The sequence below is a fragment of the Nocardia sp. CA-129566 genome (genome assembly GCF_050956075.1).
GTDB lineage: Bacteria > Actinomycetota > Actinomycetes > Mycobacteriales > Mycobacteriaceae > Nocardia.
Window position 1 is genome coordinate 7,593,829 of record NZ_CP192085.1, and the last position, 18,968, is coordinate 7,612,796.

The window sequence follows — 18,968 nt, forward strand, 5'->3', positions numbered from 1 at the left end:
GCGGTCGCGATGGCGAAAGAAGCAGTGGTCGGAGAGTCGGCCGACGAGATCACCGATGCGCTGCTGGCCGCGTCCCGATTGCTCGTCGCCCTGTCCGCACGCTCGATCGCACTCGTCGACGAATCCATCACCATCCCACAGTTCCGGACACTGGTGATCCTGTCGACCCGAGGACCGTCGAAAGTCGTCACGCTCGCTCAATCGCTCAACGTTCAGCCGTCGACCGCAGCCCGCATGGTCGACCGACTGGTCACCGCGGGGCTGGTGAATCGCAAACCGAATCCCGATTCGCGCCGCGAGCTGATCATCGAGTTGACCACGCTCGGGCATCGCGTCGTCGACCGGGTCACCGCCCATCGACGGAGCGAGATCGCCACCGTCGTGGAACGGATGTCCGAGCGGGACCGATCCGGGCTGGTGCGCGCGCTCACCGCGTTCACCGATGCGGGCGGCGAACCCCAGGTCGGGTTCGACATCGACAGTTATCAACTCTGATCGAGAGCATCCGATCCGACGACGAGCGGCGCCATACCTATGGGCCGGAGCGCGAATTGGCGGGCGTCTCATAGCGGGCGCGCTGGGACCACCGGCTGGCCCCCTGGTGTTGTCAGCCGGGCGCTACGGCCAGCCGTAAACCGACAATATCGCGGGGTCTGTAGGCCAACGACATCGCTATCGTGCGAAAAGCATTCGCCGCGTCGGTATTCGGATCGGCTTGCACGATCGGAGTGCCGCGGTCGCCGGTGGTGCACACTGCCGGATCGAACGGGATCTGGCCGAGCAGAGGACAGCTTGCGCCGAGGATCTCGGTGAGCCGTTCGGCGACCATCGCCCCACCGCCCGTGCCGAACAGCGCCAGGCGTGCGCCATCCGGCGCGTCGAACCAGGACATATTCTCCACGACGCCGACGACCCGTTGTCTGGTCTGCGCCGCTACCGCGCCCGCTCGTTCGGCGATCCGGGCCGCCGTCTGCTGAGGTGTCGTGACGACCACCAGTTCCGCGGTGGGCAGGAGTTGGGCGAGCGAGATCGCGATATCGCCTGTCCCGGGTGGCAGGTCGACCAGCAGGATGTCGAGATCACCCCAGTAGACGTCGGCCAGGAACTGCTGCAGTGCGCGGTGCAGCATCGGGCCGCGCCAGACGACGGGCTCGTTGCCTTCGACGAACATACCGATCGATATCACCTTCACCCCATTCGCGACGGGTGGCATCAGCATTCGATCCACCTGGGTGGGACGAGCCGCCAAGCCGAGCATGGCGGGAATGGAGTGGCCGTGGATATCCGCGTCGAGGACGCCGACGCGGAGGCCGCGGTCGGCCATGGCGGCAGCGAGATTGACGGTGACACTGGATTTTCCGACGCCACCCTTGCCCGATATGACGCAATAGACGCGGGTGAGCGAACCGGGCCGAGCAAAGGGAATCGTCGGTCCGTCGCCGCGCACCTTCTTGCGCAACATGGTTCGCTGCTCGTCGGTCATGACACCGAATTCGACGGCGACCGCGGCGGCGCCCGGAATGTCGAGCACGGCATCTCGGACCTCGCGCGATATCCGGTCACGCAGCGGGCAGGCCGCGACGGTGAGCCGGACCTCGACGGTCACCCGGTTGTCGGTGTCGATGGTGAGATTGCCGACCATGTCGAGTTCGGTGATGGGGCGGTGGATTTCGGGATCCTCGACCAAGCTCAACGCCTGCAGGATTCGCTCGGTGGTCAGTGGCTGGATAGATGCGGACGGCATAGCGCGACCTGGCTTTCATAAGGAACACAATTCGGCAGCGGGACACTTCGGCGCTGGAGCGGTTCAGCGGCGTCCGAGACCGACGTGGAGCATGTCGGCGCGCTCCACAACCTTGACGCGCTCGCGCCCCTCGAGCTCGCCGAGGGCGCGCTCATGCGCGTCGAGCCGGTACCAGCCCTGCCATGTGGTGAAGCTGATCGACTTGGACCGGAGGAACTCGACGACCGATGAGGGATCGGGATCGGTTGCTCCCGAGAGGTTCTCGCGATCGTCGAGCAGGCACGCCACGGTCTCGTTGGCGTCACCTTTGGTGTGGCCGATCAGACCGATCGGGCCGCGCTTGATCCAACCAGTGACATACACGCCGGGTAGATGGCGCGTGGTTTCGTTGGCATCCTGGTTGATCAGCACGCGCCCGCCCTCGTTCGGCACCACGCCCGCCCGGTCGTCGAACGGCAACTCGGGGATGCTCTGCGAGAGGTAGCCGACCGCACGGTAAACGGCCTGGACGTACCATTCCTTGAATACGCCTGTGCCTTCGACATTTCCGGTGCCGTCGAGCCGGGTGCGCTCGGTGCGCAGGCCGACGACCTTGCCGTCCGCCCCGAGGATCTCGGTGGGCGATTCGAAGAAGTGCAGAAACAGCCTGTGCGGCCGGTCACCGATATCGCGGATTGCCCACTGCTCCAGCGTATTCGCCACCATGTCCACCTGTTTCGACTGCCGCCGCGCAATCTCGGAACCCGCGTCGTAGTCGATGTCCTCGGGATCGACGATGACCTCGATGGTCGGGGAATGGTCGAGTTCACGCAGTTCCAGGGGTGTGAACTTGGCCTGGGCCGGTCCACGGCGTCCGAACACATGCACCTCGACGGCCTTGTTGGCCTGCAACCCGTGGTAGACGTTCGGCGGGATTTCGGTCGGCAGCAGTTCGTCGGCCGTCTTGGCAAGTATGCGCGCCACGTCCAGCGCCACATTGCCGACGCCGAGGACGGCGACCTTCTCGGCCTGCAGCGGCCAATCCCGCGGCACATCCGGATGTCCGTCGTACCACGACACGAACTCCGCCGCACCGTAGGAGCCGTTCAGATCGATACCGGGAAGTTCCGGCGCGCGGTCGGTGTCGGCCCCGGTCGCGAAGATCACGGCGTCGTAGAAGATCCGGAGGTCATCGAGGGTGACGTCGATGCCGTAGTCGACATTGCCGAACAGTCGAACCTGCGGTTTGTCGAGCACCCTGTGCAGCGCGGTGATGATGCCCTTGATCCGGGGGTGGTCCGGTGCGACGCCGTAGCGGATCAGCCCGAACGGTGCGGGCATGCGTTCGAACAGGTCGATCGAGACGTCCGTATCCGACGCCGACTTCATCAACGCATCGGCGGCATAGATACCGGCCGGTCCCGCGCCCACAATCGCCACGCGCAGTGGTCGGTTCGAACCGCTCATGGCTGATATGCCTGCACGAATGTAGTGTCGATGCCCACGGTGCCGAGTTTCGCCGCGCTGCCAGGCGATCCCAGCGCGGCGGCGCGGCCCGGCAGCGGCTCATCGAAGAACCTGGCGTTCTCGGCGATGAAGGGCCGCTGCTCGACGGGTATGTCGGCTTCGAGATAGATCGCCTCGACGGGGCAAACTGGTTCGCACGCACCGCAATCCACGCATTCGGTGGGTTGGATATAGGCCATGCGCTCGCCGGTGTAGATGCAGTCGACTGGGCATTCCTCCACGCACGCCCGATCCATCACGTCGACGCAGGCCGCGCCGATGACGAAAGTCATGATGCCTCCTCGGTATTCGCGGTGGCCAGTTCGGCGTCTTCGCCGAGTGCCGCCAGGATTTCGTAGCGCCTGCGGGCGAATTCGGGTTCGAATCGCGCGCCGGGTGCGCGCGGGTTGTCGATCGTGACGATCCGTTGGATCCGCGCGGGGCGCGGGGTCAGCAGCACGATCCGGTCGGCGAGCAGCAATGCCTCGTCCACGTCGTGGGTGACGAACAGGACAGTGGTGCGGTGCCGCTGCCACACCGAAATAAGCAGCCGCTGCATATCGGCTCGGGTCTGCGCGTCCAATGCCCCGAAGGGTTCGTCCATGAGCAGTACCCGTGGCTGGGTGGCCAGGGTGCGGGCCAATTGAACCCGCTGGCGCATGCCGCCGGACAACGCGCCGGGCAGGTGGTCGCCGAAACCATCGAGGCCCACCTGGTCCAGTAATTCGAGTGCTTCGGCGGGTCGTCGGCTGCGCTTCACCCCGCGCAGCTTCAAGGCGAATTCGACGTTCTTGCGAGCGGTACGCCACGGCAACAGTGCGTCCTCCTGAAAGACCATCGCGCATTGTTCACCACTGCCGCCGTCCACCTCCGCGGCGCCGCCGACCGGATCCAATAATCCGGCCATGGCCCGCAGGATGGTGGATTTGCCACACCCCGACGGCCCGAGCAGCACCACGATCTCGCCGCCGTCTATGTCGAGATCCACTTCGGCGGTGAGTATTTCGTCGTAGGCGATGCGCAGTCCGCGCATGCGCACCGCCGCGCCCGCGTTCATCGCGCCGCCCTGGGCAGCCAACGGTTGACCCGGTGCCCGGTCAGTTCGACCAGCCACGCCGTGGCCCAGCCGAGCAGTCCGATCGACAGCATGCCGACCACCACTCCCGGATAGTCGAGCAGGCCGTAGGACTGCCAGGTGAAGTAGCCGATACCGAACTGTCCGGAAATCATTTCGGCGCTGATCACACAGATCCACGCGACGCCCATCGCCACCGACAAACCGGAGAAGATGCCGGGTAGCGCACCGGGTAGGGCGATTCGGAACAGGATCTCCCACCGACCCGCGCCGAGGGTATGCGCGGCTTCCTCCCATACTTTCGGCAGCGCGTGCATCGCGTGGATCGTGCTGACCGCCACCGGGAAGAACGCCGCGAAGAAGGTGATGAACACGATCCCCTGCTCCCCCGTCGGGAACAGCAGAATCGCCAACGGCACCAGCGCGATCGCCGGAATCGGCCGGAATACCTCCAACACCGGCCGGATCAACGCATTGACCAACCGCGAACGACCGATCGCCATACCGATCAGCACGCCGGCCGCGGTCGCGAGTCCGAATCCGATCAGGATCCGGCGCATGCTGGAAATGATGTTGCTGTAGTAGGACCGGGTGCCGAGCTGGATCCGGAAGGAGTCGTAAACCTCTGCCGGGGTGGGGATCTTATCGAAGCGTAGCCAGAACACCACGTGATTCGCAGTGAGCAGATACCACAGCAGTACCAGCGCGGCCAACGGCGCCATGGTCAGCGCTGCCGTTCGCAGCCGCTCCGGGAGCCGACCGTGGCCGTACCAGCGGCGGGACCGCGATGCGATGGTGATGTCGGAAGGTGTCGTCGGGATTAGGGATATCGGTTCCGCGGATACCGTCATGTCGAGCCTCCTGATCTCGTGTTCGAGCTCGCTGCTATCGAGCGAGCAACGCCGCCTGGTAGTCGATGACGGCACTACCGGGATGGGCGTTGGCATAGGACTTGGCATCGGCCTCGATCGCGAATGGCCGCAGCTGTTCATCTGGCCCGGCCGCCGGATCGCGCACCCAGGTGGCGGTGGCCGCGAAGATGCGGACGCCCGATGCGGTGTCGGGCACGTAGGCGGCGCGGGTTTCGTTGCCACGCTGGGCGATCAGGCGGAGCAGGCAGGCCGGGGTCTTGGCGACCGCGGTGGTCTGCTCGCCCTTGAACCACACCTCCGAGGCGGTCGCCGGGTTGTCGACGGCACCGCCGCAGACGGTGTCGGTACCGATCAGCGGGCTCGGTGCGGTCGTCGAAGCGCGCTGGGCGTCATAGTCCGCCCCGTACAGCGCCCGCACATAGGTGTCGTTGACGAACTCGCCGAGATCCAGATCGGCGAGGGCGCCGAGTCCCTTCAGGAACGGCAGCAGCGTGGCGAGCGCGTCGACCTCTTGTGACTTGATGGTGGGGTCGAAACTCACCAGCCCGTTGGGACCGTTGTAGAGGTAGACCACCTCCGCAGGTATCCCGGTGATCTCGGCGACGCGCTGCGCGGCGGCCAGCGGATTGCGGTTGAGGTAGTCGGAGGTTTCGCGCTGGGCCGCCAGGAAGGCGTTGACGATATCCGGATTGTTCGTGTCGAAGCGTTTGTTCGCGACCACCGCGTGGAAGGTCGGGATTTTCGCGCTGCCGCCGTCATAGAGCAGTCGCGCCTTGCCGTCGAAGACGAGCTTCTGCGGCCAGGGCACGAATTGCGCCAACGCCGATACCTGGTCGCCCTGCAGTGCCGACGCTCCGACCGCGGGGTCCTGGCCGAGCAGCTTCACATCGTCCAAGGTCAGGCCCGCACCGGACAGACCGGTGGCGAGCATGCCGTGCGCGGCCGAACCGACGCTGGTCGAGACGACCTTGCCGCGCAGATCGGCCAGGGTGGCGGCGGGTGAATTCAATGGCACGACAATCTGATTCAGCGAACCACGCAGGTTGTAGCCGGTCACCGCGATCAGCTCGGACCTGACGTCGTCGTGGCCGCGGGTCTTCGATCCGTTGACGAGGATGGGTGCATCACCCATCGAGCCGATATCCACTTGACCGGCGAGCATCTGCGCGGTCAGCGGCGGTCCGGCGGCGAAGTCCTTCCATTCGACCTTGTAGGTCACCCCTTTCGGCTTCCCGAGTTCGGCCAGCTTCGCTTCGAAGGTGCCCCGATCGCGCAGCAGCGTGCCCGCGGTGACGGTATTGATCGTCTTGGACTGGTAACCGATACTGACCGTGACGGTCTTGCCGTCATTCGGCGAGCCACAGCCCGCGACGACTGTCGCGGCGGTCGCGACGCCGAGCAACAGTGTGACCGAACGCCGGATCTTCCCGCGTGGTGTCCTCATCGTGATGTCCTTCGCCTGCGGTCAGCGCAGCAAATAGGGGATGTTGACGGTCACGGCCCTGACCGGGCAGCGCGCCGCGCACGGGCCGCAGTACCAGCATTCGTCGACGTGCATGTACGCCTTGCCGGTGTCGGGGTGGATCGCGAGTGAATCCAGCGGGCACATATCGACGCACAGCGTGCAGCCGTCGATACATTTGACTTCATCGACGGTGACGGGCACGTCGATTCGAGTGTTGACCTGGGCCATCAGATTTCCTTTCCAGAGTTGGCAATGCCGATGCGGGCGAAAGCGCGGACGTCGGCGTCCGGGTCTTGCATGGCCGAGCGCAGCGCGGTGGCGACCTCGGGCCGTTGAGCGATCCGCTCGGCGAGCGCGCGCACCGCCGCCTTGCGGACATCGAGGTTGTCGTCGGTCACCACCGAGATCAGGTGCGGTACGGCGATTTCCGGATCGGCGACGGCGAGTGCGATCGCCGCGCCCTGGCGGACCTGCCAGGCCGGATCGCCGAGGCCCGCGGCGGCGATGGCCGCCGCCTCGTCACCGCAGCCGGTTTGCGCCAATCCGGTCAGAGCGGCGGCGCGGACCAATGGGTCGGCATCGCGGGCCAACCCGATCAGAGTGGCAGCGCCTCGTGGATCTCCCACTGCCGCTATACCTTTAGCGACCGCGATGCGGACCGGCTGGGCCGGGTCTGCGGCGGCCGCGTCGAGTTCACGCAATGCGTCCACCGAGGTCAGTCCGCCGACGACGGTCCGGCGCACCTCGGCATTCGGATCAGCGAACCACCCGAACAGTTCGCCCGCGTCGCTGCGACGGTGCCGCCACAGCGCCTCGATCGCCGCCGACCGCACCGCGGGTTCGGCCGCGAATACGCAATCACGCAGTGCCGCATCGAATTCCGCGCCGGGAACGAGTACCTCGAGCAGTTCGGTCAGCAAGCCGATGGCGGCGTGACGTACGGTCACGTCGGAATCGGACAACCCGGCCGCGATCAACGGTGAGGCCTGCTCCCACTCCTCGGTGGTCTCACTGAGCACCGAGAGCGCGGTACGCCTGACCTCTGGATCCGGGTCGGTGAGAAAGGGTTGCAGCTCTTCGAGTTCGGGCCACTGCTCGGCCATGTCCATCAGCCGCAACAGTCGGGTACTCATCTGGCACCCCACGCGCCGACCAGTACCGGAGCGGCGACATCGGCGACACCATCCGGGCGGATGAAACCCGGCACCGGCACGATGTACGGCGCGACGGGCCGGGTGGTGAACTCCATCGCGCCGGACTCGCCACGGAACAAGTTGAGATGGCAGAACCATTCGGCGTCATCGCGCTGCGGCCAGTCGGCGCGCTGATGGTAGAGCCCCCATCGGCTTTCGGTGCGCCGCAGCGAGGCACGCGCGGCCATCTCGGCGCAATCGCGGATGAACGTCACCTCCGCACAGCGCATCAACTCGTGCGGTGTGTGCGCGCCCATCTGCGCGATATCGCCGTGCATGCGCTCGAACGACTCCAGGCCGAGGGTCAGATACGACTGTGCCTTGGGCGGTTGCAGATAGTCGTTCACGAAGCGACGCAGCTTGTATTCGACCTGCTGTTGCGGCGGCCCGTCCGGATTGCTCAGCGGCCGGTAGATGAGCGCGTGCGCGGCCTCGATCTGATCCTCGGGCAACTCCGGACGCATTGCGCCCCTGGCGTATTCGCTCGCACTCTGCCCCGCGATATCGCCGTAGACAAAGGCCCCGATCATGTAGTTGTGCGGGACCAGCGCCATATCCCCCGCCGCGTACAGCCCGGGCACCGTCGTCGCGGCATACTCGTCCACCCACACCCCGGACGCGGAATGTCCACTGCACAAGCCGATCTCGGAAATGTGCATCTCGATATCGCTGGTCCGATAGTCGGTGCCGCGCCCGGCGTGGAAGGTGCCTCGAGTCGGGCGCTCGGTGGTGTGCAGGATGCCCTCGATCTGCTGGATCGTGGCATCCGGCAGATGGCTGAGCTTCAGATAGATGGGCCCGCGCGCACTGTCGAGTTCCCGTTTGACCTCCGCCATCATCTGCCCGGACCAATAGTCGCAATCCACGAAACGGTTGCCCTCGGCGTTGACCTGATAGCCGCCGAAGGGATTCGCGACGTACGCGCAGGCCGGGCCGTTGTAATCCTTGATCAGCGGATTGATCTGGAAACATTCGATACCGGACAGTTCCGCACCCGCGTGATAGGCCATCGCGTAGCCGTCGCCGGCGTTGGTCGGATTCTCGTAGGTGCCGTATAAATAGCCGCTCGCGGGCAGGCCGAGCCTGCCGCAGGCGCCGGTGGCGAGGATAACCGAGCCCGCCGAGATCGTGACGAATTCACCGGTGCGGGTATCGAATCCGACCGCACCGACCGCGCGCCCGCCGACGGTGAGCACCCGGACCGGCATCACTCGATTGCTGATCGTCACCTTGGCGCGCACGTCGCGGGCGCGCAGGGTGCGATAGAGCACCTTCTTCACATCGCGCCCCTCCGGCATCGGCAGCACATAGCTGCCGGAGCGATGTACCTTGCGCACGGCGTATTCACCGTGCTCGTCCTTCTCGAACTTGACTCCATAGCCCTCCAGCCGCTGCACCATCTCGAAGCCGCGCGTGGCGGTCTGATAGACGGTGCGCTGGTTGACAATTCCGTCGTTCGCGACGGTGATGTCGGCGACATAGTCCTCGGGGCTGGCCTTGCCGGGGACCACGGCGTTGTTCACGCCGTCCATCCCCATGGCCAGCGCGCCGGAGTGCCGCACATGCGCCTTCTCCAGCAGCAGAACATTCGCGCCCTGTTCGGCCGCGGTGAGTGCGGCCATCGTGCCTGCGGTGCCGCCGCCGACAACGAGGACATCGCAGCTCAACTCCCGGCGCTGCGCGACAGGTGGGATATCCATGGACATCGGAGATCAACCCCTTTCGTTCGGTTCGGTCACACCGCGATTCGGTGTGACCGGGATGCGGTGCAGTCGGCCCGACAGCGAGAAGCGGTCACCGCGATAGCGGACGTATTCGAGGTCGATGGGCCGACCGGAGTCGGTGTAGGTGAGCCGTTCCAGGAACAACAGCGGCGAGCCGGGCCGGACCTCGAGCAGCTCGGCGACGGTCGGATCGGCCGCGACGGCTTCGATGGAGACCGCCGCGGAGCCGAGCGGCAGCCCGAGTTCGGCCTCCAGCAAACCGAATACGTCACATCCGGTCAGGTCCAGATCCAGCAGCGGCGCACCGACATCGGCGGTCAGATACGAGGCGTCCAGGGAGAGTGGGGCGCCGTCGAGGTAGCGGATCCGCTCCAGCGCCACCACCGGTGTCGCCGGTTCGAGCTCCAGCCGCTCGGCCACGATCGGCGTCGCGGGCACGACCTCGGCGAGCAGTACCCGGTTGACGACGCGATCGCTGCCGGTTTCGAACGTCTCGGCCAAGCCGCGCAACCGGTCCAGCCCCTGCACCGCCTTATCCGAGACGACGAAGGTGCCCGCGCCCGGAACCCGGTCGACCAAACCCTCATCGCGCAGCAACGCCAACGCGTCGCGCACGATATTGCGGCTGGTAGCGAAGTCCGCGGCCAACTGCGCCTCCGCCGGTAACGGACGATTGCCGTAGACACCGCTGCGGATGCGCGCCCGCAGAATGTCGCTGATGCGGCGCGCCGGTGCCGAACGCCTACCAGCGCTGTAACGCGTGACCCGCGTGACCGACGAATCACCGCCGGCGATGCGCCGATCCGGGATGCCCGTCTGGGTCTGATGTCCCGAGTACGTTCTGCCTGTCATGCCGCAAATGCTGGAAACCGATGATTACGCGCGACGCTCCCCGCGATTACCAGATGGTTACGCCAGTTAGGATCCGCGATGCAAGCCTGTCACCTGCGCAAATGCTGGCCGAGCTCGGTGTATCACCAGCCGGTCGAGGTGACCGATCCCATCCGCATGGCATATTCGACCAGGATCTCGGCCGGGCCGGTGGGCGGGGTCCGGCGGCGCCAGATGGCGCGGAACTTGCGGGTCAAGATCACCGGGGGCGCCAGCTGGACCTCCACGAGCGCACCCGTCGACAAGGCGGGCGCGGCGATCAACCGGCTCAGCACCGCAGGCGCGACACCACTGCACGCGGCCGCGGTGATCGCCACCGCGGAGCCGAGTTCCGCCGCCGGCGCCGCCGGCTGACCCGCCGTGCTGAGTATCTCCCAGACGGTCTCCCTGGTCCCCGATCCCTGTTCACGCCACAGCAGCGCCGTGCCGGCTAGCTCACTCAGGGTCACCGGTTCGCGGCGCAGCGCCCACGGATGTTTCGGCGCGACGACCACGACCAAGTCATCCGCTCCGAGCACCCGATTGCCGAGACCGTGCGGCGGATGCGGCCCCTCCACGAAGCCGAGGTCCGCCTCGCCATCGCGGACCAGTGTCACGACCTGCCGGGTGTTCTCCACTTCCAGCGCCACCAGCACATCCGGACAGGCGGCACGCAACGCATTGAGCCACTGCGGAATCCGATGATCGGCGATCGTCTTCGAAGCCGCGACGCGCAGCCGCGGAACATCGATGGCCTGCAACGCGGCCATACCCGCGACCAGAGACCGGGCAGCAGCAAGCACCGGCAGGGCGTGACCGACGACCACTCGGCCCGCGTCGGTCAGTACCGAACCGGTCGGACCGCGGTCGAGCAATCGCACCCGCGCGCGACGTTCCAGCGCGCTGATCCGCATACTCGCGGCAGGTTGGGTGATGCCGTGGCGTCGTGCGGCCGCCCCGAGACTGCCCAGCTCCGCAACGGAGACCAGCAGGTCGAGCACGTCCAGATCGGGCGTTCCCGGCGGCAAGGTCATTGCCCGATTATGGGCGGATCATCGGGTCGCGGCATGTCCAGACCCATCAGCATCGCTGATGAGCTGCTTGCGGATCGTGGTCTACCGGCGGAGCAACCGGGCCGTGATCGTGAGAAATATGACCTGGTTACGCCGAAATCTTCCCGGGATCCTGCTCGGCGCCGCGGTCGCCGGTGCCGCCACGGGGTCGGGCCGGGTGTTACCGATGGTGGGCGCGCCGATCATCGCCTTGTTCGGCGGAGCCGTGATCGGTGCCCTCCGACGTCGATCGGTGATGGACACCGGGATGTTCGCGCCCGGTCTCGCACTGATACGTCAACGATTGCTCGGCATCGCGATCGTGCTGCTCGGTCTCGGGTTGCCCGTGGGGTCGGTGCTCACCGTGGGACGGCAGACCGCCACGGTGTTGATCGGCACACTGATCGTCGGAGCGGTCGCCGCACTCGTCGTCGGCAGAATGCTTGCGCTGGACCGCGACTCGGCGACGCTGGTCGCAGTCGGGACGACGATCTGCGGCGCGTCCGCGATCGCCGCAGCCACCGCGGTCATCAAGCCGGACAAAGAGCGGGTCGCATACGCGCTCGGCACGATCTTCATCTTCAATATCGTTGCGGTACTCATGTATCCGCCTCTCGGGCGGTTGCTCGGATTGTCCCAAGAGGCGTTCGGTCTCTGGGCGGGTACCGCCATCAACGACACCTCGTCGGTATTGGCGGCAGGCGTGATATTCGGCTCAGCGGCAGCGCATTTCGCGGTGATCGTCAAACTCGTCCGCAGTCTCATGATCGTCCCGATGTGCTTGGGCCTGCATCTCACCCGCCGCAGCTCAGGCAGCGCGAAAACCCCACTCCTGCAGAGCTTCCCGCTCTTCGTGGTGCTGTTCCTCGCCGCATCGGTCATCTCCGGCCTCGGCATCGTGCCTCGCTCCTGGACCGCAGCACTCGGGCAGCTCAGCGCCTGGCTCGTCGCCGCCGTCCTCGCCGCAATCGGCACCTCCCTCACCTGGCGACAGCTCCGCACCGCCGGCGCACGACCACTACTGTTCGGCGGCACCCTCGCCGTGATACTGGCGGTCAGCAGTCTCGCACTCCTGACCGCCACCGGCTGGCGTTGATCCCGCCGATCAACCTTCACACGGCCTACGCACCGAGGAAACCGCCGCTTCGTGCGCGCCCGGCTCGGTCCCCGGGTGATGACGTCGCCTAGTCTCGGCAGCTGGCGCAGCGGATTGTGGTATTCGACTTCGACGCCCTGTTCATCGCCGACTCCTTCACCTCCTTCACCCAACAGCCGCGGCAGCGAAGAGGATCCGGCGGGCATCGTCGACCGATCGAGTGCCGCCTGTCGGCCCCGATGATCACGTCGAAGCGCTGTGCCGGGCTGCGCTCGAAGGCGAAATCGCCGTCGTCGCCAATCGCGGAGATCGAGTCGGCGAAGATGTAGTCGACATCGGAATATGTTGCTTTGTATAAGATTTCGCTCAAATCGTCGCGCATGATCTCCACATGGTTGTCGGAGACAGCAGTGAACACCTTGCACAGATCGAGCGGTTACGGACTCGCGGCAGGCCGATGGATCACCAGCGCATCCGTCCCAGTGGCCTCGCTCGGATTTCATCGGCTACCCCCATCCGCTCCGCGATCTGCGTGGCCGGTCGGAAAAGATCTATAGCGTGGCCGCCTGTCTTGCGCGGCGCCGTCGCGCGTTCGATAACAGTGACGTCGAATCCGTACCGGTTGAGCCAGTAGTCGAGCGCGAGTCCGGCGATGCCGGCCTCGGAAATCAGACTGCGCGTCGGTGCACCTCGGTCATCGAACTCATAGGCTCCCCGCGGCAGCCCAGATGCGATCTGGCACCTCCTCAACCAGTCTCGGACCGAATCGAGCGCTACCTTCCGCGCCCACGGTTTGCCCAGCTGGCGTTTTTACGGCATCTTTACGGGTGGTGCGCCGGGAAGTCTGGTCGGCAACCCGGCCCGGTCGGCGGGTCGGGTGGTCCGGCGAAGGGGTGATTCGTGAGGCTCGCGCGGGTGTGCTGTGCGGCGACGGTTGATCGTGGCGATGTCGACAACGGATATGTGTCGGTGGCGGCTCGGACGGTCGTATCGTGCTGGTGTGCACGCAAGTCAAATGGCCGAGGACTACCCGTCGGTGACCAAGGATTCCGACGCGTTGGCCGCGGCGAAGCTGCTGGCCGAGCATCGGCTGCCGGGCATCGTGGTCACCGACCGCGAGCGAGTGCCCCAGGCTGTACTGCCGGCGTCGCAGGTGGTGCGGTTCCTGGTGCCGGGGTATGTCCAGGACGATCCGTCACTAGCCGGGGTGTTGTCGGAATCGGCGGCCGATCGGGTCGCGGAAGCATTGCGCGGCAAGACCGTTGGGCAACTGCTCCCGGAATCGAAACCCAAACCCGTCCTGCCGGTGGCCCACGCCGACGACACCGTGATCGAAGTCGCCGCGCTGATGGCCCGCTGCCGATGCCCGCTGATCGCGGTGGTCGACGGAACACGAATGATCGGCGTGATCACCGCATCACGGTTACTGCAGGTGGCACTCGCCGCCACGTGAACGGCCGCCCGCGCGGGAGTAGCCGACGATGACCGCCATCGCGGTCACCGCATTCGCAGTGGCGTATCTGCTCATCGCCACCGAGCGCATCCACAAAACCAAAGCCGCCCTCGGTGGCGCGGCGGTGATTCTCGCGCTCGGGGTGCTCGACTCCGGGGAGGCGTTCTTCTCCCACGACACCGGAGTCGACTGGGATGTCATCCTGCTGCTGTTCGGGATGATGATCATCGTCGGGGTACTGCGCCAAACCGGTGTCTTCGAATACACCGCGATCTGGGCGGCCAAGCGCGCCAAGGGATCCCCGGTGCGCGTGCTTATCCTGCTGACTCTGATCACCGCTGTCGCTTCGGCGTTTCTGGACAATGTCACCACCGTGCTGTTGATCGCCCCGGTCACCCTGCTCGTGTGCGACCGACTCGGAATCCGCGCCGCACCGTTCCTGATCGCCGAAGTGTTCGCCTCGAACATCGGTGGCGCTGCCACCTTGATCGGTGACCCACCCAACATCATCATCGCCAGCCGAAGCGGGTTGTCGTTCAACGCTTTCCTGGTGCATATGACGCCGATCGTGGTGCTGGAACTGGTGGTGTTCACCCTGGTGCTTCCGAGACTGTTCCGCGGCTCCTTCGACGCCGACCCCGAACGGATCACCGATGTGATGGCACTGGACGAACGCGAAGCCATCCGCGACCACCGACTCCTGATCGAATGCGGCCTCGTACTGCTCGCAGTGTTCACCGGATTCGTGGGTCACTCGGTGCTACATGTTGATCCCTCGGTCGTCGCGTTGCTCGGCGCCGGAGTGCTGGTGCTGATCTCCGGCACCGAGCCCACCGACTATCTGTCCGGGGTCGAATGGGAGACGTTGCTGTTCTTCGCCGGACTGTTCGTGATGGTCGGCGCACTGGTCAAGACCGGTGTGGTGGAGACGATGGCAGGCTGGGCCACCGACGCCACCGGTGGTAACGCGCTGGTGGCGGTGATGGTGATCCTGGTGGTGTCGGCGCTGCTGTCCGGGATCATCGACAACATCCCGTACGTGGCCACGATGAGCCCGCTAGTCGCCGACCTCGCGGCCGGAATCGACAGCCCCGGGCACACCGACGCCCTGTGGTGGTCGCTGACCCTGGGCTCGGATTTCGGTGGGAATCTGACCGCGGTCGGCGCCAGCGCGAATGTGGTGATGCTCGGCATCGCCGCCCGCGCCGGGGCACCGATCTCGTTCTGGGAATTCACCCGCAAGGGCGCGGTCGTCACCGCCCTCACCATCGCGGTCGCCGCGCCGTACCTGTGGTTGCGCTACTTCGTATTTGCCTGACAACAAGGGAGAAACCATTGTTCGTAACGCTGCGCGATCAAAGCGGAGCGGAGCTCAACCACGTCACCATGGCGCTGGGCTGGGATCCCGTCCGCACCAGCCGCTGGTTGCGCTCACGGTCGGTCGACATCGACCTGAACGCGGCGGCGCTGTTGTTCGCCGCCAACCAGATCGTCGATGTCGTCTACCACGAACAACTCAGCTCCCGCGACGGATCGGTACGGCACCTCGGCGACAGCACAACCGGAGAAGGCAAGGGCGACAACGAAATAATCGCCGTCGACCTGACCCGACTACCACCGGAGGCCACCACCATCGTCTTCATCGTCACCTCCTACTCCGGCCAGACCTTCGACCAGATCGAGAACGCGTTCTGCCGCCTGGTCGACGGCATCTCCGACACCGAAATCGCCCGCTACGACCTGACCGGCGGTGGACCGCACACCGGGCTGGTCATGGGCAAACTGTTCCGCACGAACGAGGTGTGGCAGTTCGCCCCGATCGGCGAAGCCATCCGCGCACAACATCCCGTCGAAGCCATCCCCCAACTGCGGGCGTTCTTGACCTAGTCGCGACGGTCCAGCGCACGACCGACATGGCCTGCAAGAACAGTCCGACACACCGAAGATTCGGGGAGCATCAGCGTTGCGCCGCCGACGGTTGCTCAGTGTGCTGGGCGGTGATTCCCGAGATCAGGAGAAGAGCCGGGAAAAACCGGACTCGACAGATTTCCCCGCGAGGCAAGTGTCGCGAGTGGGTACTCTCCCGTTGGGCGTGGCCGAATCGCCAGTAACTCGAACATTGTTACGAATATCGCGCCGCTGCCACGAAGGAGCACTCGTCATGGCCGAGATCGCCGCAATGGCGCTGATTGGGACATTCGTTGGTCTCGCACTGCTGATACGAACCAAAAAACGCTCCCGAGATTAACCGATCCAACGGCTGTTCGAGTTCGTCGGCGCTTATCGGAACCAGCATCGGCTATCCGGGCGCGCAGAACATCGCCACGACGAAGATGGATTCGCATCGTCGAGGTAGGCTGCCTCGCCGTGGGCGCCACGCCTGCCTCGGAGGCAGACACACGCCAAACTCTGCAGCGTGCTCGCGCGTGACCGTGATCGAATACCCCCGAATCGTTCACGCACCCGACGGTGTGGCTGACCGCGACCTGGGCCGCGCGGTCGAGTGCCTCGAGCATGGAGGTAATGACTTGGTCCACACTGGTATTGAGCAAACACAACCGGAACATCCCGGTGCCGCCGGAAGGTGGTGGCTGTCGTGCTGATCGCACCGGTCATCCCACCACAAACACCCGTGCACGAACTCATCCACGCCATACGCACCGCACCACGACAGGTCGCCACACCCATCGACCCCGGCATCGTCTACAGCATGTGCACCATCGGCACCGCCGGACGCATCCACGACCGCGCAGTACTGGACGCCCTCGACTGGAGCAGCGGCACCCGCCTCGCAATCCGATGCGCCTACGACGGCATCCTGCTCGTCCACCACACCGATCTCGGCACCGCACACGTCACCGGCGCCTACTTTCGCATCCCCTTCCGGCAACGACGCCAAGCACACCTGGACATCGGCGACAAAGTCCTGCTCGCCGCCCACCCGGATCAACAGCAACTCGCGATCTACCCACCACCGATGCTGAACGCGCTGTTCGGCAACTACCTGCGGTCACTGGAGTCATAGCCGATGACAACAGACGTCCGCACCGTCGCCGACCCGACAGCCATCGACGCCACCCGAATCCTGCTGTCGCAGATAGGCATCACCGCCACCGACCTCCTCACCGACACTCGGGCAGTACCCACCTTCGGCCAAGCCATCCCGAGCCTGCGGGCCACCCTCACCCCTGGCACCCTGCGCACCTACAACACCCACCTCAACTGGCTCGAAACCACCTGGCACAACCACCCATTGGACCAAATCTCCAAAGCTGATCTCGACCACCGAGCCCACACCATACAAACCACCAGCAGCGCCAAACCCGGCGCACGCAACGGAACCAGCGCACGAGAACACTTCATCAGCACCGCACGCTGCCTCTACCGCTACGCCGAAGACAACAACTGGATCCACCCCACCCGAAACCCCGCCCGCCACCTAGCAATACCCGCCCGACCCCCATCACAACGCCAAGCGATCTCCTCACCCCAACTCACCGAGATCTGCCACGTCACCTCCCTTACCGGCAACGACCCCGAACTCGACACCCTCATCCTGCGCCTGCACATCGAAACCGCATGCCGCCGCAGCGGCGCCCTGCGCCTACGCCCCTGCGACCTCGACCCACACCAATGCCTAATCCTGCTCCGCGAAAAAGAAGGCATCGACCGCTGGCAACCCGTCTCACCCACCCTCATGCGCCACCTCCTGCGCCACGCCGAACAACGCGGCAGCCCACCCCAAGGGCAGCTGCTGCGCTACCGCAACACCAAACCCATCACCGCTCGCCGATACGACCACCTCTGGGCCCGCATTGGTGAACACCTCCCCTGGGTCGCCACCCAACACATCACCACCCACTGGCTACGCCACACCACCCTCACCTGGGTCGAACGCACCTTCGGCTACGCCGCCGCCCGCACATACGCAGGCCACCACACCCGAAAAACCCACGGCACCACCGCCACCTACGTCAAAGCCGACCTCTACGAAATCGCCGCAGCACTCACAGCACTCACCCAAGAACCCCACCCACTACTCACCAACCAACCCCACCCCATCACCCACTAACAACCACGGTGCCGGTCGCCCAACAACAAGCGACCGGCGCCACCCACCAACCAACAATTTCGCCCACGTCACAACACCTTTGAAGCAGCAAAACAAACCGAAGCCGAAACAACCGACAGAACCCGACACCGGCCCCCAACTGAGCTACCAACGTTGAATTGCCAAAAACTATTGCGGCTCAATAGAATTGAGACAATCACAATACAATTGCAGGTTCTGCGCTACGCTCCAGCGACGCACAATAGACGTACTCGTGCACACATCTGCACCAATATTGTTGCGGATCGGTGATCGATTCCCCTCTCGCGCATTACTCGAGCACCGATTTGCGTCAGATATGACGCGAATCGGTGCTCGAACACCTCCTCGCGCACGTTCCCCCGCGCTCGAGCCGTCGGACGTGGCCCAGAAGCGACAGCGAGACCGCTCGCGGCACACAGTTCCGTCACCGGTGACACCTCCGCGTGCGCGAGTAGAAGTTCGCTCGCCCCTCTGACACTCGGCAACGGCACAACTGAGACGGACGCGTGCACGAGCGATCCCTCGCACACCCCGCCGACACCGGAATTGCGCACGTGAACCCCACGGAATGTTTGCTGGGCGGGCGTCGAGGACCCTCCTACCCTTCTGATCGAGACTCCTCGATCACGCAGCCGGATTTGATCGACTGCACCCGCGCGCGGGATGTGGGTGCGTTGAATGTCCTGTCCGCCAAGCAAACCGGGCCGAACCAGCGAAGACCGCCGCGGAGCAGGAGAACGAGCAGTGGTGATCGCAGGAAATCAACATCAAACTGCGTGCCTTGGCGGCGGAGTTGATCACCGAACCCGATACGCTGCCGATCGGCCCACCCACCATCCGCAGCCG

18 protein-coding genes and 1 pseudogene are annotated in these 18,968 nt (G+C 65.3%); 7 read left to right on the top strand and 12 right to left on the bottom strand.

The annotated features are described in order from the left end of the window. Window positions 1–9 precede the first annotated feature (9 nt). Complete coding sequence (locus ACQP0C_RS33625) at window positions 10–495, top strand: MarR family winged helix-turn-helix transcriptional regulator (protein ID WP_433726591.1); 486 nt, start codon at window positions 10–12, stop codon at window positions 493–495. Between the two features lie 112 nt (window positions 496–607). Here ACQP0C_RS33625 and ACQP0C_RS33630 read toward each other — a convergent pair whose 3' ends face one another. The 11 genes from ACQP0C_RS33630 to ACQP0C_RS33680 form a co-directional block, all read right to left on the bottom strand. After that, complete coding sequence (locus ACQP0C_RS33630) at window positions 608–1,744, bottom strand: Mrp/NBP35 family ATP-binding protein (RefSeq protein ID WP_433726593.1); 1,137 nt, start codon at window positions 1,742–1,744, stop codon at window positions 608–610. 63 nt (window positions 1,745–1,807) lie between these two features. Continuing rightward, window positions 1,808–3,190 carry an FAD-dependent oxidoreductase gene (locus ACQP0C_RS33635; RefSeq protein WP_433726595.1) on the bottom strand — a complete coding sequence of 461 codons (1,383 nt, stop codon included), beginning with the start codon at window positions 3,188–3,190 and terminating at the stop codon, window positions 1,808–1,810. Then, complete coding sequence (gene fdxA, locus ACQP0C_RS33640) at window positions 3,187–3,522, bottom strand: ferredoxin (protein WP_433726597.1); 336 nt, start codon at window positions 3,520–3,522, stop codon at window positions 3,187–3,189. The genes ACQP0C_RS33635 and fdxA overlap by 4 nt, the downstream gene beginning before the upstream one ends. After that, window positions 3,519–4,286, bottom strand: coding sequence for an ABC transporter ATP-binding protein (locus tag ACQP0C_RS33645; RefSeq protein ID WP_433726599.1), 768 nt, complete (start codon window positions 4,284–4,286; stop codon window positions 3,519–3,521). Before ACQP0C_RS33645 ends, fdxA begins: the two co-directional genes overlap by 4 nt. Further along, window positions 4,283–5,155, bottom strand: a complete 873-nt coding sequence (locus tag ACQP0C_RS33650) for an ABC transporter permease (protein ID WP_433726601.1) — start codon at window positions 5,153–5,155, stop codon at window positions 4,283–4,285. Before ACQP0C_RS33650 ends, ACQP0C_RS33645 begins: the two co-directional genes overlap by 4 nt. A 34-nt stretch (window positions 5,156–5,189) precedes the next feature. After that, window positions 5,190–6,620 carry an ABC transporter substrate-binding protein gene (locus ACQP0C_RS33655; RefSeq protein ID WP_433726603.1) on the bottom strand — a complete coding sequence of 477 codons (1,431 nt, stop codon included), beginning with the start codon at window positions 6,618–6,620 and terminating at the stop codon, window positions 5,190–5,192. 21 nt (window positions 6,621–6,641) lie between these two features. After that, window positions 6,642–6,869, bottom strand: a complete 228-nt coding sequence (locus tag ACQP0C_RS33660; RefSeq protein ID WP_433726605.1) for a 4Fe-4S dicluster domain-containing protein — start codon at window positions 6,867–6,869, stop codon at window positions 6,642–6,644. Beyond that, window positions 6,869–7,774 carry a HEAT repeat domain-containing protein gene (locus tag ACQP0C_RS33665; protein WP_433726607.1) on the bottom strand — a complete coding sequence of 302 codons (906 nt, stop codon included), beginning with the start codon at window positions 7,772–7,774 and terminating at the stop codon, window positions 6,869–6,871. Before ACQP0C_RS33665 ends, ACQP0C_RS33660 begins: the two co-directional genes overlap by 1 nt. Continuing rightward, window positions 7,771–9,534 carry a fumarate reductase/succinate dehydrogenase flavoprotein subunit gene (locus ACQP0C_RS33670; protein WP_433734727.1) on the bottom strand — a complete coding sequence of 588 codons (1,764 nt, stop codon included), beginning with the start codon at window positions 9,532–9,534 and terminating at the stop codon, window positions 7,771–7,773. Before ACQP0C_RS33670 ends, ACQP0C_RS33665 begins: the two co-directional genes overlap by 4 nt. Window positions 9,535–9,546: 12 nt before the next feature. Beyond that, window positions 9,547–10,410, bottom strand: a complete 864-nt coding sequence (locus ACQP0C_RS33675; protein WP_084509655.1) for a GntR family transcriptional regulator — start codon at window positions 10,408–10,410, stop codon at window positions 9,547–9,549. A 122-nt stretch (window positions 10,411–10,532) separates the two neighbouring features. Further along, complete coding sequence (locus ACQP0C_RS33680; protein ID WP_063047515.1) at window positions 10,533–11,462, bottom strand: LysR family transcriptional regulator; 930 nt, start codon at window positions 11,460–11,462, stop codon at window positions 10,533–10,535. Between the two features lie 118 nt (window positions 11,463–11,580). Here ACQP0C_RS33680 and ACQP0C_RS33685 point away from each other — a divergent pair, with 118 nt between their 5' ends. Continuing rightward, on the top strand, window positions 11,581–12,576 hold the full coding sequence (locus tag ACQP0C_RS33685) for a YeiH family protein (protein WP_063047526.1): 996 nt from the start codon (window positions 11,581–11,583) through the stop codon (window positions 12,574–12,576). Window positions 12,577–12,781: 205 nt separating this feature from the next. Here the strand turns inward: ACQP0C_RS33685 and ACQP0C_RS33690 are convergent. Continuing rightward, window positions 12,782–13,299, bottom strand: a pseudogene (locus ACQP0C_RS33690) (FAD-dependent oxidoreductase); the annotation flags it as partial. Window positions 13,300–13,576: 277 nt separating this feature from the next. On the opposite strand from ACQP0C_RS33690, the gene ACQP0C_RS33695 reads away from it, so the two are divergent. The 5 genes from ACQP0C_RS33695 to ACQP0C_RS33715 all read left to right on the top strand — a co-directional run bounded on the left by ACQP0C_RS33695 (window position 13,577) and on the right by ACQP0C_RS33715 (window position 18,101). Next, on the top strand, window positions 13,577–14,029 hold the full coding sequence (locus ACQP0C_RS33695; RefSeq protein ID WP_433726610.1) for a CBS domain-containing protein: 453 nt from the start codon (window positions 13,577–13,579) through the stop codon (window positions 14,027–14,029). Between the two features lie 28 nt (window positions 14,030–14,057). Further along, a complete protein-coding gene (locus tag ACQP0C_RS33700) occupies window positions 14,058–15,347 on the top strand; it encodes an SLC13 family permease (protein ID WP_433726612.1) in 1,290 nt (429 codons plus the stop codon). A 17-nt stretch (window positions 15,348–15,364) separates the two neighbouring features. Further along, window positions 15,365–15,916: a TerD family protein gene (locus ACQP0C_RS33705; RefSeq protein ID WP_433726614.1), complete on the top strand. Its 552-nt coding sequence runs from the start codon at window positions 15,365–15,367 to the stop codon at window positions 15,914–15,916. Between the two features lie 709 nt (window positions 15,917–16,625). Continuing rightward, the gene (locus tag ACQP0C_RS33710; protein WP_433726616.1) at window positions 16,626–17,054 is read left to right on the top strand and encodes a hypothetical protein; all 429 of its coding nucleotides are present in this window, start codon (window positions 16,626–16,628) and stop codon (window positions 17,052–17,054) included. A gap of 3 nt (window positions 17,055–17,057) precedes the next feature. Next, entirely contained in the window at window positions 17,058–18,101 is a 1,044-nt protein-coding gene (locus tag ACQP0C_RS33715) for a tyrosine-type recombinase/integrase (protein ID WP_433726618.1), read from the top strand. Window positions 18,102–18,968: the final 867 nt, after the last annotated feature.

Excerpts from the sequence above, each read along its gene's own strand:
- ACQP0C_RS33625 (WP_433726591.1), top strand. The coding sequence starts at position 10 with ATGGCGAAAGAAGCAGTGGTCGGAGAGTCGGCCGACGAGATCACCGAT.
- ACQP0C_RS33630 (WP_433726593.1), bottom strand. The coding sequence starts at position 1,744 with ATGCCGTCCGCATCTATCCAGCCACTGACCACCGAGCGAATCCTGCAG.
- ACQP0C_RS33635 (WP_433726595.1), bottom strand. The coding sequence starts at position 3,190 with ATGAGCGGTTCGAACCGACCACTGCGCGTGGCGATTGTGGGCGCGGGA.
- fdxA (WP_433726597.1), bottom strand. The coding sequence starts at position 3,522 with ATGACTTTCGTCATCGGCGCGGCCTGCGTCGACGTGATGGATCGGGCG.
- ACQP0C_RS33645 (WP_433726599.1), bottom strand. The coding sequence starts at position 4,286 with ATGAACGCGGGCGCGGCGGTGCGCATGCGCGGACTGCGCATCGCCTAC.
- ACQP0C_RS33650 (WP_433726601.1), bottom strand. The coding sequence starts at position 5,155 with ATGACGGTATCCGCGGAACCGATATCCCTAATCCCGACGACACCTTCC.
- ACQP0C_RS33655 (WP_433726603.1), bottom strand. The coding sequence starts at position 6,620 with ATGAGGACACCACGCGGGAAGATCCGGCGTTCGGTCACACTGTTGCTC.
- ACQP0C_RS33660 (WP_433726605.1), bottom strand. The coding sequence starts at position 6,869 with ATGGCCCAGGTCAACACTCGAATCGACGTGCCCGTCACCGTCGATGAA.
- ACQP0C_RS33665 (WP_433726607.1), bottom strand. The coding sequence starts at position 7,774 with ATGAGTACCCGACTGTTGCGGCTGATGGACATGGCCGAGCAGTGGCCC.
- ACQP0C_RS33670 (WP_433734727.1), bottom strand. The coding sequence starts at position 9,534 with ATGGATATCCCACCTGTCGCGCAGCGCCGGGAGTTGAGCTGCGATGTC.
- ACQP0C_RS33675 (WP_084509655.1), bottom strand. The coding sequence starts at position 10,410 with ATGACAGGCAGAACGTACTCGGGACATCAGACCCAGACGGGCATCCCG.
- ACQP0C_RS33680 (WP_063047515.1), bottom strand. The coding sequence starts at position 11,462 with ATGACCTTGCCGCCGGGAACGCCCGATCTGGACGTGCTCGACCTGCTG.
- ACQP0C_RS33685 (WP_063047526.1), top strand. The coding sequence starts at position 11,581 with ATGACCTGGTTACGCCGAAATCTTCCCGGGATCCTGCTCGGCGCCGCG.
- ACQP0C_RS33700 (WP_433726612.1), top strand. The coding sequence starts at position 14,058 with ATGACCGCCATCGCGGTCACCGCATTCGCAGTGGCGTATCTGCTCATC.
- ACQP0C_RS33715 (WP_433726618.1), top strand. The coding sequence starts at position 17,058 with ATGACAACAGACGTCCGCACCGTCGCCGACCCGACAGCCATCGACGCC.